Origin of the sequence: Pseudogemmobacter blasticus (genome assembly GCF_003071405.1) — a bacterium.
In the GTDB taxonomy this organism is placed as follows: domain Bacteria; phylum Pseudomonadota; class Alphaproteobacteria; order Rhodobacterales; family Rhodobacteraceae; genus Pseudogemmobacter; species Pseudogemmobacter blasticus.
This window is the reverse complement of the sequence record NZ_CP020470.1, coordinates 2,675,167-2,687,577: the sequence shown is the minus strand read 5'-3', so window position 1 is coordinate 2,687,577 and position 12,411 is coordinate 2,675,167. Positions and strand designations below refer to the sequence as shown.

The following is a 12,411-nucleotide window of genomic DNA, read 5'->3' as shown; positions in this document are numbered from 1 at the left end:
CTGCCCGGTTTGCGGCGAAAGGATCAGAACACCACCACGTCCGGGTCAAGCACATTCGCACCGCCCACCGGACGAAGACCGCCATCCTTGCCCCAGGGATCAAGGTAAAGGTGGCGCGTCGCACCGCCCGGGGCGGCCACCCGCAGCAGCACCGGGCCGGTGATTTCCAGCGCGTTCAGGGCCGCAATGTCCATGTCCTGCCCGTTGACGGCAAGGATGCGGTCGCCCCGGGCCAGCCCGGCAAAGAGCGCGGGCGAATTGTCGGTGACAGCCTTGACCACCGCGTCTTCGTCCAGAACCACGCCCAGCGCCGACAGGCGGTAGCTTTTCACCGTTTCGGGGTTGGCGGGCAGCGAGGCCAGGTCGCGCGTCTTGATCGCCAGCGCCGGCGCCTCGGTCTGGGGCGGGGTGAAGGCCAGCGGCAGGGTGACGGTTTCGGCACCACGCCGCACCGTCAGCGCGGCTTCGCCCTTTTCCACCGCCGCCTCGATCAGGAAGGCGAAAGTGCCGGGTTCGGCCAGCGCCGTGCCATCGACCGCAAGGATGATGTCGCCCGCCGCCAGCCCCGCCGCCGCGGCCAGACCGCCGCTTTCGGTGCCGTCAACCAGCAGGCCCGCCGCCTCCACGCCCAGCGCCTCGGCCACCTGCCGGTCCACCGGGCGGGCGGTCAGGCCCAGCTTCGGCAGCGGCAGCAGCGTCTCGTCGATCAGGCCGGTCACGATCCGGTCCAGATCGGGCGCGGCAATGGCATAGGCGATGCCGACGAACATCCGGCTGCCATCGGCGATCTGGCTGTTCATGCCGACCAGCCGCCCCGAGGCATCCACCAGCGGCCCGCCCGAGGAGCCGGGATTCACCGCCGCGTCATGCTGCAGCATCTTGAGCGGCACCTGCACCTCGACCTGCCGCGCGGTGGCAGAGATCAGCCCTTCGGTCAGGGTAAACTCAAGGCCCAGCGGCGCGCCAAGGGCAAAGACCTCAAGCCCCAGCGCGGCCGGATCGGGGGTGGCCACCAGACCCGCCCGCCCCGGCGCGACCGCGATCACCGCCACATCGCGCACCGGATCAAGGCCGATCACCGTGCCCACCTCTTCGACGCCGTGGCGGTTCACCAGGCGCACCTCGGTGGCCGTGCCCACGACATGCGCATTGGTCACCGCCACCTGCGCGGCATCGCCCCACAGGAAGGCCGACCCCAGGAACCTGTCCTCGGCATCATTCGAGCGCACGACCAGAACCGCATCCATCGCGGTTTCCAGCGGCGTGGCCGCCCCGGCGGGGCGCACCGTCGGCAGGGCCGCCAGCAGCACGGCCAGCGCAAACAGCAGCGCCAGCGCGCCTTGTGACAGGCGTTTGCGGACCGCGCCCCAAACCACATTCTGCAAAATCATGATGTCCAATCCCTGGATTTCTTGCCTTGGGCCGGACCCTAGGCCCAGGCCATGGGGCAGGTCACATGACAAATCCGGTCATGGAAATTTTCCAAGTTTACAGGCGGATGCGGCGGCCCCATCCTGCCGCCACCCCCAAAGGGAAAGGCCCCGTTCCGATGCCCCGCCGCCTGCTTTGTGCCGCCCTGATGACGATCGCCCTGCCCGCGCTGGCCGAAACCGTGCGGCCCTTGCGGCTGGCGGAACTGTCGGCGGATCTTTACGCCCGCGGCCTGGCCTCGGGCGATGCGGTGCTGATCCTGACCGCCGCCAGCCTGCGCAAATCGCTGGACCTGCGCCCCGAGGGCGAACAGCCCCTGCCGCTGGACTGGCAGGCGATGCTGGCCGCCGCCGAACCGCTGGCGGCGGGCGATGCCGCGCTGCAGGGCCTGATCGCCGACATCCGGGCCGAGACGCCCAAGGGCGTGGCCGCGGGGCCGGTCTATCGCATCGCCGGCATCGCGCCGGGAACAGAGGCGCAGATCGAGGAACTGTCGTTCCGCGGCGGCGCCTATGCCGAGGTCTATGTCGAGGCGGCCTCGGGTGCCAACCTTGACCTGACGGTGCGCGATGGCGACGGCCGCCTGATCTGTGCCGATACCGATCCCGGCCCCATCGCCTATTGCGGCTGGACACCGGCCGCCGACGGCGTGTTTCTTTTGACGATTGCAAACCGCGGCCAATCTGCCACCGACTATGCTTTGATGACGAATTGAGGACGCCCCCATGTTTCGCAGCCTTTGCCTGACGACCGCCCTCGCCCTTGTGGCCCTGCCCGCCATGGCGCGCGAGAATTACGCCATCCTGATCGGCGCCAACCAGTACCAGAACCTTGACGAACGCTGGTGGCTGCGCGGCCCGAAGAACGATGTGGAACTGGTGGCCACCTACCTGACCACCGAGGCGCCGGTTCCCTTCCCCGCCGATCACGTCACCCTGCTGACCGACGGGGTCGAAGGCGTGCAGCCCGCCACGCTGGGCGCCATCCGCGACGCCTTTGCCAAGGTCACCGCCGAGGCGCAGCCGGGCGATTTCGTCTATCTGCATTTCTCGGGCCACGGCACCCAGGCGCCGGCCACCCATGATGACACCGAACTGGACGGTCTGGACGAGCTGTTCCTGCCCGTGGACATCGGCCCCTGGAGCGACAGCGTGGGCGCGGTGGAAAACGCGCTGGTCGATGACGAGATCGGCCGGCTGATCGACGGCATCCGCGCCAAGGGCGCCGATGTCTGGGTGGTGTTCGACAGTTGCCATTCCGGCACCGCCACCCGCGCCGTCGAGGCCGATGACGAGGTGCGGACCCGCCAGCTTGACCCGTCAGTGCTGGGGCTGGACCCGGCGGCGATGGAAGACGTGGCCAGCCGGGGCATCGGCGAGGAAGACCCCCGCGCCGCCGCCGTTTCCGATGTGGCCGACGCCGCCCCGGCGGGCGAAGGCATGGGCAACTTCGTGGCCTTCTATGCCGCCCAGACCAACGAGGTGACGCCCGAGAAGAACCTTCCCAAGGGCAAGCCTGACCGCAAGCCGCATGGCGTGTTCACCTACACCCTGTTCGAGACGCTGGCCGAATACCCCTCGGCCACCTATGGCCAGATCGCGCAGGAAGTGCTGCGCAAGTATTCGGTCAAGAACCTGGCCAAGACGACGCCGCTGTTCGAGGGCGATCTGGACGCCGTGGCCTTTTCCGGCGCGGAAGGCGGGCGCGTCGCGCAATGGCCGGCCACGGTCGAAGGCGGCAGCTTCAGCCTGCCGGCGGGCGAATTGCATGGCCTGTCGCAAGGGGCGGTGCTGGCGGTGATGGCCACCGCCGCCGACCCGACCGAGGCAGCGCTGGGCTATGTCGAGGTGACTGGCATCGACACCTTCACCGCCACCGCGACGGCGGTGGAAAAGGACGGCAAGGCGCTGCCGGCCGAATTGCCCAAGGGCCTCTACCTGCGCAAGCTGGACGATGCGCTGGATTTCACCCTGACCGTGGCGCTGCCCGAAGCCGGCACCGCGCCGGCCGATGCGCTGCTGGCCGCGCTGGACAGCCTGACCGCCGAAGCCGGGCCGCGGCTGAACTTCGTGGCCGCCGGGGCCGAGGCCGACCTGCGGCTGGCGGTGATTCCCGACAGCCCCCGCCCCGATGCGATCTGGGTGCTGCCCGCGACAGGGCTGGCGGATGACCTGTCCACCACGCCTTCGGTGGGCACGGCGGGCAAGGACGGGGCCACGCTGGCGGTGACGCTGGCCGACACGCTGGCGCATATGTCCAAGGCGCTGAACCTGATGAAACTGGGCGGCGCGGTCGGCGGCGGCGACATGCAGGTCGAGGTCGAGATGCTGACGCGCAATGTCGAGACCCCGGCGCTGACGCCGCTACCGGTGTCGCCAGTGCCGGTGCTTCTGTCCAACGACGAGGTGCATGTTCTGGCGAAGAACCACATGGACGTGCCGGTTGACGTGAACGTGCTGTACATCGGCGCGGATTATTCGATCAGCCATTGGGCGGCCGAGCGGTTGCAGCCCGGCGACGAGTTGAAGAAGGGCCTGTTCGCCATCGGCGGCGAGGTGATGGGCCAGGAACGGATGATCGTGATCGTCACCCCGGCCAAGCCGCAAAGCCCGGTCGAGAACCTCAGCTATCTGGCGCAGGACGCGCTGGAAACCACCCGCAGCCTGGGCGGTTCGGCCTTCAACGATGCGCTGACCGAGGCGGGCTTCGGGGAAACCACCCGCGGCGCGGTGGCGCTGTCGGCCCCCGAGGAAGACACCGGCCCCGCGCCGATGATCCTGCAGATGGAACTGCGGACGAAGGCGGCGAACTGAGGCCTGACCAAAGCCGAGCGGCCGCACACCTGTTTCTCGCCTCTGGTCCGCGCAAGCGCGGCCCAACCGGCTCGGTCGTCTGCCTCCGGCGGGGATATTTCAGGACAGATGACATCAGGGCGGGCCTTTGCCCCTTCAACTTGGTCCAAATACCCCGGGGGTGCGGGGGCAGCGCCCCCGCCCTTCGGTGCGGCTCAGGCCAGCACTTCGGCCAGCCGCACGACGCGGCGCTCGGCAACCGATTTCAGCGCCGCTTCGGCCAGCGCCAGCGCGATCAGCCCGTCTTCACCCGAGGGCTCGGCCTTGCCGGTTCCGGCCATGGCCGCGATGAAGGTGGCAATCTCGGCGGCATAGGCCTCGGTATAGCGGGTCATGAAGAAATCATGCAGAGGCGGGCGGGTGTAGCCCTGCGCGCCCGCCACCTCGATCGACACCGGGCGCTGGTTCTCGGCCGAGACCATGCCGGCGGAGCCATGCACCTCGATGCGCTGGTCATAGCCATAGGTCGCCCGGCGCGAGTTCGAGATCACCGCCTGCCGGCCCGAAGCCGTGCGCAGCAGCACCTGCACGGAATCGAAATCCCCCGCGGTGCCGATGGCCGGATCGACCAGCACCGCCGCGGTGGCGACCACATCCTCGATCTCCTCGCCCAACAGGAAGCGGGCCATGTCGAAATCATGGATCGTCATGTCGCGGAAGATGCCGCCCGACCGGCCGATGTATTCCACCGGCGGGGCGCCGGGGTCGCGGCTGGTGATCACCGCCATCTCGACCTTGCCGATGCTACCCTTGTCGATCTCGGCCCGGACGGCGCGGAAATGCGGGTCGAAGCGGCGGTTGAAGCCCACCATCAGCGTGCCCTTGTGGGCGCGGACCACGGCCAGGCAGGCCTTCACCCGGTCAAGCGACAGGTCGATGGGCTTTTCGCAGAACACCGCCTTGCCGGCCTTGACGAAGAGTTCGATCAGGTCGGCGTGGGTGTCGGTCGGGGTGCAGATCACCACCGCGTCAATGTCGCTGGCCGCGGCCATCGCCTCGATGCTGCGCAACTCACAGCCATACTGATCGGCAATCGCCTGCGCCGCCGCGGGCATGGCATCGGCCACCGCCACCAGCCGGGCATTGGCATCGCCCGTCACCGCCTTTGCATGAACCTTGCCGATGCGCCCCGCGCCCAGCAGGCCGAACCTGATTGTCATGACTATCCCTCCTGCCGGTTGCGCAAAGCTGCGCGGCACTTTCCTCATTCCGCCTTGTTCCGGGGAAGCGGCGCAAATGCAAGGCCCCTCAGCGTGGCGGAATCACCTTGCCGGGGTTCATCCGGCCCTCAGGGTCAAGCGCGGTCTTGACCGCCCGCATCACATCCAGCGCGACCGGGTCCTTGCGCCGCCGCATCGACGGCAGTTTCGACAGGCCGATGCCGTGTTCGGCGCTGAAACTGCCGCCCAGGCCGGCCACCACATCTTCCACCGTATCCATCACCGCATCCTTCAGCGCGGCATCGTCGCGGGTGGGATAGACCGAGAAATGCAGGTTGCCATCGCCCAGATGCGCCACGGTGATTTCGCGGAACCCCGGGTTCTGCGCCTGAAGCCGGGCCAGGGCATGGGTCAGGAAGGCATCAACACGGTCCACCGGCACGCAGACATCACATTCCACCACCGGCTCAAGCCCGACGCAGATCTGCGCCGCCGCTTCGCGCCGGGACCACATGACCGCGCGCTGGTCTTCGTTCCGGGCCAGAACGGCATCGTCGATCAGCCCTTCTTCCAGCATCCCGGCCAGCACGGTTTCCAGCGTGGCCACCAGCGGCACCTCGCCGGTGGCATCGGGGCGGCCTTCGGCGGCAACCGTGGTGGCCGCCTCGATCAGGATCGTCACCTCGGGGATATGGTCGAAGGGCAGGCCCAGATCGGGGCGCACCTCGCGCAGCCGTTCGGAATAGCTGCGCGGCATGAATTCGAACGCCTCGACCCGCCCGCCCGTCGCTTCCTGCATCCGGTTCAGCAGATGCAGCGCCTTCGGCAGGCCGGCGGCAGAGACCATGGCCGTGGCATGAGCCAGCGGCAGGGGCACCAGCTTCATCACCGCCGCGGTGATGATGCCCAGCGTGCCCTCGGCCCCGATGAACATCTGCTTGAGGTCATAGCCGGAATTGTCCTTGTGCAGTTCGCTCATCAGATTCAGCACCCGGCCGTCGGCCAGCACCACCTCAAGCCCCAGGCACAGGCCGCGGGTGCTGCCATAGCGCAGCACGTTCGACCCGCCGGCATTGGTGGACAGGGCGCCCCCCAGCATGGCCGATCCGCGGGCGCCGAACCACAGCGGGAAGTATAGCCCCTTCTCCTCGGCCGCCTCGTGCAGGCGCTGCAGGATCACCCCCGCTTCGGCCACCACCAGCCGCGCGTCGGGCCGCAGGTCACGGATGCGGTTCATCCGCTCAAGGCTGACCATCAGCCCGCCCTCGGTCATGGTGCCGCCGACCAGCCCGGTGTTGCCGCCGATGGGCACCACCGGCACGCCCTGCGCGGCGGCCACCCGGACGCAGGCCGCCACTTCGGCGGTGCTGCCGGGGCGCACCACGGCCAGCGGCCGGCCGTGGTAGTGGCGCATCCAGTCCACCCCATAGGGCGCGGCCTCGGCCCCGGTCAGCACATTCGCGGTGCCCACGGCGGCGGCAAGATCGTCAACAAGGGTCATGGCGGGTGGTCCGTCTGCTGTCGGGTCAGGCCGGGTGCCCGGCGCAGGGCCAGACTAGCCAAGCCCCGCCCCCCGGGCCAGAGCCCTTGACAGACCCGGCGCCGGCTTAATACTTAGCGTTATTGCTAAGTGAAGGGTCGCCCGGATGTTCCGCTCCCTGTTTCTTGCCGCCACGCTTGCGCTGGCCCCGCTGCCCAGCCTTGCGCAAGAGGATCTGGGCACCCCGCCCGCCGGCACCTACAAGCTGGACCTGTCGCATGGCCGGCTGATCTTCAAGGTCAGCCATCTGGGCTTTTCCACCTATATCGGCCTGTTCACCCGGTTCGACGCCACCCTGACCTTCGACCCGGAGGCGCCGGAAACCATGTCTGTCACCGCGACGGTGGACCCGAAGTCGCTGGAAACCCACTTCCCCGACCCGGCCTATGATTTCAACGCCCAACTGACCGGGCCCGAGTTTCTGGATGCCGGGCAGTTCCCCGAGATCACCTTCACCTCGACCGCGGTCAGGCTGACGGGCGAGACCACCGCCGAGGTGACCGGCGACCTGACACTGCATGGCGTGACCAAGCCCGTGACGATGACCGTCACCTATAACGGCGGCTGGGCGCATATGCCAATGGACCCGGGCGGCGCGCGGGCGGGCTTTTCGGCCAGGGGCGCGCTGAACCGTTCGGATTTCGGCATTTCCTTCGGCCTGCCGGCGCCGGGCACCACCATGGGCGTGGGCGACCGGGTCGAGTTCGAGATCGAGACCGAATTCTCGAACCCCGACGCACCGAAGCCCGAGGCGCCAAAGCCCTGAGCCGGGTCAGCCCCGGACCCTGCCGATCAGCTCCTGCACCTTCGGCCCCAGCGCCTTGACGATTTCGGCCACGCCCTTGGCGTTGGGGTGAATCCCGTCGGCCTGCATCCAGGCTGACAGGCTGGCCGGATCGGCGGGGTTGGCCCCGGCGGCGGCCAGCCCGGCGAAGAAATCCTCCATCAGAAGCGCGCCATGGGCGGCGGCCAGATCGGGATAGACCGCATCGAATTCGGCCTTGTAGTCCGGCCCCCAGTTGCCCGGCGCCTTCATCGCCACCAGCAGCACCGGCAGGCCGCGCTGGTCGGCAGCGGTCAGGATGGCGTCAAGGTTCGCCCGCACCTCGGCCGGGGGCAGGCCGCGCAGCATGTCATTGCCGCCCAGCGTCACGATCAGCGCATCCGTCTCGGGCGTCAGCGCCCAGTCAAGCCGGGCGCGGCCGCCCGCCGTGGTGTCGCCCGACACGCCGGCGTTGACCAGCACCGCATCGGCCCCCTGCGCGGCAAGCCAGCCCTGCAACTGCGGCACCAGCCCCTCGCCTTCGGGCAGGCCGTAGCCCGCGGTCAGGCTGTCGCCCAGGGCCACCACCGTTACGGGTTCGGCCGCGGCGGGCAGGCCGGCCAGCAGGATCAACGCAATCGTGACATTGCGCATCCGCCGCAATGCGCCATATCCGAACTGAACCGACCGTTTCAGGATAGCTTGCATGACCGACCCCGTTCTTTCCCTTGCCGACGCGCGGCTGACCCTGCCCGGAAATGCCGGCCCCGTCGAGATCCTGCGCGGGATCACGCTGTCGGTGCAGAAGGGGGAAACGGTGGGTCTGGTGGGGCCTTCGGGATCGGGCAAGTCGTCTCTCCTCATGCTGATGGGCGGGCTTGAGCGCGCCACCGGCGGGCAGGTCCGTGCCCTGGGGCAGGATCTGACCGCGCTGGACGAAGACGCGCTGGCGCGGTTCCGCCGTCAGAACATGGGGGTCGTGTTCCAGTCTTTCCACCTGATCCCCACGATGACCGCGCTGGAAAACGTGGCGATCCCGCTGGAGCTGGCCGGGGCGAAGGATGCCTTCGCCCGCGCCGAGGTGGAACTGGCCAGCGTGGGCCTGGGCCACCGGATGGACCATTACCCCAGCCAGCTTTCGGGCGGCGAACAGCAGCGCGTGGCGCTGGCCCGTGCCGCCGTGCCGCGCCCGGCGCTGCTGCTGGCCGATGAACCCACCGGCAACCTTGACGGCGTGAACGGGCAGGCGATCATGGACCTGCTGTTCGGCCTGCGCGACCGGCACGGCGCCACCCTTGTGCTGGTGACGCATGATGCCGACCTTGCCCGCCGCTGCGACCGGGTGATCCGGCTGGCCGATGGCCGCCTGATCGACGACCGCGTGAAGGCCGCCGCCGAATGAGCCTGGCCCTGACCATCGCGCGCCGCGAATTGCGCGGCGGATTGCGCGGCTTCCGCATCTTCCTGGCCTGCCTTGCGCTGGGCGTGGCGGCGATTGCCGCCGTGGGCACCCTGCGCAGCGGCATCCAGTCGGGTCTGGCCGATCAGGGCGCCGTGCTGCTGGGCGGCGATGCCGAGATGCGCTTCACCTACCGCGCCGCCACCCCCGAGGAACGTGCCTTTCTGGACCGCGAGGCCACCGCCAGTTCCGAAGTCTACGACTTCCGCTCGATGGTGCTGACCGAAGGCGATCAGGCGCTGACGCAGGTCAAGGCCGTGGATGCAGCCTATCCGCTGTATGGTCAGGTGCCGCTTGATCCCGCCATGCCGCTGGCCGAGGCGCTGGCGGATCGCGACGGCATCCCCGGTGCGGTGATGGACCCGGTGCTGATCGACCGGCTGTCGCTGACGCCGGGCGATACGTTCCGCCTTGGCACCGCCACCTTCCGCCTGTCGGCCGCCCTGCTGCGCGAACCCGACAGCGCGTCGGCCGGCTTTACCCTTGGGCCCCGCACCATCGTGCGGACCGGGGCGCTGGCCACATCGGGCCTGCTGGCCCCCGGATCGCTGTATGAAACGCGCTACCGGATGCGCCTGCCCGCCGATGCCGATCTGGCCGCGCTGAAGCGCAAGGCCGACCGCGCCTTTCGCGATGACGGGATGCGCTGGACCGACAGCCGCAACGCCGCCCCCGGCATCGAACGCTTTGTCACCAGCCTTGGCAGCTTTCTGGTGCTGGTCGGGCTGGCCGGGCTGGCGGTGGGGGGCGTCGGCATCTCGGCTGCCGTGCGCGCCTATCTGGACGGCAAGACCGCCACCATCGCCACGCTCAAGACGCTTGGCGCGCCGGGCGGGCTGATCTTCCGCACCTATCTGATCCAGATCGGCGCGCTGACGGTGCTGGGCATCGCGATGGGCCTTGTGCTGGGCGCGGGCCTACCCCTGCTGGCCGCGCCGCTGATCGAAGCCTCGCTGCCCTTCCCCGCCCGCATCACCGTTTCGCCTGCGGCCCTGGCCGAGGCGGCGTTCTACGGGCTGCTGACCGCGCTGATCTTCACCCTGATCCCGCTGGCGCGGACCGAGCGTATCCGCGCCGCCGCCCTGTATCGCGGCGGTGCCGGCACCCGGGGCTGGCCGCGTGCGCGCTGGATGGTGGCGCTGGCGGTCATGGCTGCCGGTCTGATCGGGGCGGCAAGCTGGATTTCGGGTATGCCCGAACTGACGCTGGGCGCGGCGGGGGGCGTTCTGGCCGCGCTGGCCGTGCTGGCGCTGGCGGCCTGGGGCCTGCGATGGGCCGCGCGCCGGCTGGCGCGGTCGCCCCTGGCACGCGGGCGGGTTGCCTTCCGCGCCGCGCTGGCGGCCATCGGCGCGCCCCGGTCAGACGCGCTGCCGGTGATCCTGTCGCTGGGGCTTGGGCTTTCGGTGCTGGCCGCGGTCGGCCAGATCGACTGGAACCTGCGCACCGCGATTGACCGCGACCTGCCCACCCGCGCCCCGGCCTTCTTCTTCGTCGACATCCAGCCCGACCAGATTGATCCGTTCCTGGCGCTGATGCAGGCCAACCCGGCGGTGTCGAAAACCGAAAGCGCGCCCATGCTGCGCGGCGTCATCACCCGCATCAACGACCGCCCCGCCCGCGAGGTGGCCGGCGATCACTGGGTGGTGCGCGGCGATCGCGGCATCACCTATGCCGCCACCCCCGCCGAAGGCACCAAGATCACCGCCGGCACCTTCTGGCCCGCCGATTACACCGGCGCCCCGCAGGTAAGCTTTGCCGCGAAAGAGGCGGCCGAGATCGGGCTGAAACTGGGCGATACCGTCACGGTCAACATCCTGGGCCGCGACATCACCGCCACCGTCACCTCGTTCCGCGAGGTGGATTTCTCCAGCGCCGGCATGGGCTTTGTCATGGCGCTGAACCCCGCCGCCGTGGCGGGCGCCCCCCATACCCATATTGCCACAGTCTATGCCCCGCCCGCCGCCGAAGGCGCCATCCTGCGAGAGGTGACGCGGACCTGGCCCAATGTCACCGCCATTCGCATCCGCGAAGCCATTGACCGCGTGTCCGAGGCGCTGTCGGCCATTGCCACGGCCACCGCCTGGGCGGCGGCGGCGACGCTGGTCACCGGCTTTGTCGTGCTGATCGGCGCGGCGGCAGCGGGGGAACGGGCGCGGTCTTACGAATCCGCCATCCTGAAAACGCTTGGCGCATCCCGGCGGCAGATTCTGACCAGCTTTGCCCTGCGCTCAGCCCTGCTGGGGGCGGCGGCGGGGGCCGTGGCCGTGGTGGCGGGGGGCGTCGCCGGCTGGGCGGTGATGACCTTCGTGATGGAGGTTGACTACCAGTTCGAGCCGGTCTCGGCCCTGGCCATCGTGGCGGGCGGCATCCTGGCCACGCTGATCTCGGGTCTGGCCTTTGCCGCGCGGCCTTTGGCGGTGCGCCCGGCGCAGATCCTGCGCGCGCAGGATTAGGCCAGCCGGGCCAGCGTCAGCGACACCGCCCGCAGCTCGCGGCTGCGGGGGCGCAGCCGCAGCAGCCCGCGCGCCAGCCAGCCCAGCGGCGCCAGTTGCCGCGCCAGCCGCTGCACCCGGCCCATCGCCCCTTCGGGCGCGTTGGCGGCATAGGCCGCCAGCGCCGCATCGCACCAGCGCGGATCTTCGGCCCATTGGGTGAAGCAGCTTTGCACGAACATCACCGCATCGGCCGCCTGCCAGAACCCGCCGCGCCGGCCCAGCGAGAACCGCTCAAGATCAATGAACCGCGCCGCCTGCCCATCCCAGCAGATGTCGCGCGCGGCGGGGCGGCCATGCACCAGCCCGGCCCAATGCAGTTGCGCCAACGCCTTGCCTGCCGCGGCAAAGGCGGCCAGACGGTCCGCCTCGGGGCGCGTGGCATCGCCGGCAACCATGACCAGCGTCGGCCCCACATCGGGCATCACCAGATAATCCGGCCCTTCCATCGCAATCGGCGCCACCGGAAGGCCACGGTCGGCCAGCTCGTGCAGCCCGGCCCGTTCGGCGGCAAAGGCCTTTTCGGGATTGCCCTTCTGCACCCGCAGCCGCAGCGACAACTGCTCGACCTGCTTCATCCAGAACCGGCGGCCATCGGCCAGCACCAGCGACCGCACCCGCTGGCGTTCGCCGGCCTGTGCCTTGCGCACGGCTTCAATCAGATCGGGGCGGACGGCAGGATGACTGTTCACGGGGCACCTCATGACTGCGCCC

At 69.5% G+C, this 12,411-nt stretch carries 10 protein-coding genes; 5 read left to right on the top strand and 5 right to left on the bottom strand.

Annotated elements, in window-relative coordinates:
* Positions 1-23 precede the first annotated feature (23 nt).
* On the bottom strand, positions 24-1,391 hold the full coding sequence (locus B6K69_RS13125) for a trypsin-like peptidase domain-containing protein (RefSeq protein WP_123876567.1): 1,368 nt from the start codon (positions 1,389-1,391) through the stop codon (positions 24-26).
* 158 nt (positions 1,392-1,549) lie between these two features.
* Here B6K69_RS13125 and B6K69_RS13120 point away from each other — a divergent pair, with 158 nt between their 5' ends.
* Both B6K69_RS13120 and B6K69_RS13115 read left to right on the top strand, forming a co-directional pair.
* Positions 1,550-2,146, top strand: a complete 597-nt coding sequence (locus B6K69_RS13120; RefSeq protein ID WP_108644090.1) for a hypothetical protein — start codon at positions 1,550-1,552, stop codon at positions 2,144-2,146.
* Positions 2,147-2,156: 10 nt separating this feature from the next.
* Positions 2,157-4,244: a caspase family protein gene (locus B6K69_RS13115; protein WP_108644089.1), complete on the top strand. Its 2,088-nt coding sequence runs from the start codon at positions 2,157-2,159 to the stop codon at positions 4,242-4,244.
* 194 nt (positions 4,245-4,438) lie between these two features.
* On the opposite strand, the gene iolG is transcribed toward B6K69_RS13115, so the two are convergent.
* Both iolG and B6K69_RS13105 read right to left on the bottom strand, forming a co-directional pair.
* Positions 4,439-5,443, bottom strand: coding sequence for an inositol 2-dehydrogenase (gene iolG / locus B6K69_RS13110; RefSeq protein WP_108644088.1), 1,005 nt, complete (start codon positions 5,441-5,443; stop codon positions 4,439-4,441).
* Between the two features lie 88 nt (positions 5,444-5,531).
* Complete coding sequence (locus B6K69_RS13105; protein WP_108644087.1) at positions 5,532-6,944, bottom strand: FAD-binding oxidoreductase; 1,413 nt, start codon at positions 6,942-6,944, stop codon at positions 5,532-5,534.
* A 145-nt stretch (positions 6,945-7,089) separates the two neighbouring features.
* Between B6K69_RS13105 and B6K69_RS13100 the strand changes: the two genes are divergently transcribed.
* Positions 7,090-7,749: a YceI family protein gene (locus tag B6K69_RS13100; protein ID WP_108644086.1), complete on the top strand. Its 660-nt coding sequence runs from the start codon at positions 7,090-7,092 to the stop codon at positions 7,747-7,749.
* Between the two features lie 6 nt (positions 7,750-7,755).
* Here the strand turns inward: B6K69_RS13100 and B6K69_RS13095 are convergent, their stop codons facing one another.
* Positions 7,756-8,454, bottom strand: a complete 699-nt coding sequence (locus B6K69_RS13095; RefSeq protein WP_418259901.1) for an arylesterase — start codon at positions 8,452-8,454, stop codon at positions 7,756-7,758.
* Between B6K69_RS13095 and B6K69_RS13090 the strand changes: the two genes are divergently transcribed.
* Both B6K69_RS13090 and B6K69_RS13085 read left to right on the top strand, forming a co-directional pair.
* The gene (locus B6K69_RS13090; RefSeq protein WP_107673594.1) at positions 8,453-9,148 is read left to right on the top strand and encodes an ABC transporter ATP-binding protein; all 696 of its coding nucleotides are present in this window, start codon (positions 8,453-8,455) and stop codon (positions 9,146-9,148) included. The two genes, B6K69_RS13095 and B6K69_RS13090, sit on opposite strands and share 2 nt — an antisense overlap.
* Positions 9,145-11,658: an ABC transporter permease gene (locus B6K69_RS13085; protein WP_108644084.1), complete on the top strand. Its 2,514-nt coding sequence runs from the start codon at positions 9,145-9,147 to the stop codon at positions 11,656-11,658. The genes B6K69_RS13090 and B6K69_RS13085 overlap by 4 nt, the downstream gene beginning before the upstream one ends.
* On the opposite strand, the gene B6K69_RS13080 is transcribed toward B6K69_RS13085, so the two are convergent.
* Positions 11,655-12,389 (bottom strand): BUD32 family EKC/KEOPS complex subunit, encoded by a 735-nt coding sequence (locus tag B6K69_RS13080; RefSeq protein ID WP_108644083.1) that lies wholly within the window; start codon positions 12,387-12,389, stop codon positions 11,655-11,657. The genes B6K69_RS13085 and B6K69_RS13080 overlap by 4 nt on opposite strands.
* Positions 12,390-12,411: the final 22 nt, after the last annotated feature.

Coding starts and splice junctions, on each gene's coding strand:
- B6K69_RS13105 (WP_108644087.1), bottom strand. CDS start 6,944: ATGACCCTTGTTGACGATCTTGCCGCCGCCGTGGGCACCGCGAATGTG.
- B6K69_RS13100 (WP_108644086.1), top strand. CDS start 7,090: ATGTTCCGCTCCCTGTTTCTTGCCGCCACGCTTGCGCTGGCCCCGCTG.
- B6K69_RS13120 (WP_108644090.1), top strand. CDS start 1,550: ATGCCCCGCCGCCTGCTTTGTGCCGCCCTGATGACGATCGCCCTGCCC.
- B6K69_RS13090 (WP_107673594.1), top strand. CDS start 8,453: ATGACCGACCCCGTTCTTTCCCTTGCCGACGCGCGGCTGACCCTGCCC.
- B6K69_RS13125 (WP_123876567.1), bottom strand. CDS start 1,391: ATGATTTTGCAGAATGTGGTTTGGGGCGCGGTCCGCAAACGCCTGTCA.
- B6K69_RS13095 (WP_418259901.1), bottom strand. CDS start 8,454: ATGCAAGCTATCCTGAAACGGTCGGTTCAGTTCGGATATGGCGCATTG.
- B6K69_RS13115 (WP_108644089.1), top strand. CDS start 2,157: ATGTTTCGCAGCCTTTGCCTGACGACCGCCCTCGCCCTTGTGGCCCTG.
- iolG (WP_108644088.1), bottom strand. CDS start 5,443: ATGACAATCAGGTTCGGCCTGCTGGGCGCGGGGCGCATCGGCAAGGTT.
- B6K69_RS13085 (WP_108644084.1), top strand. CDS start 9,145: ATGAGCCTGGCCCTGACCATCGCGCGCCGCGAATTGCGCGGCGGATTG.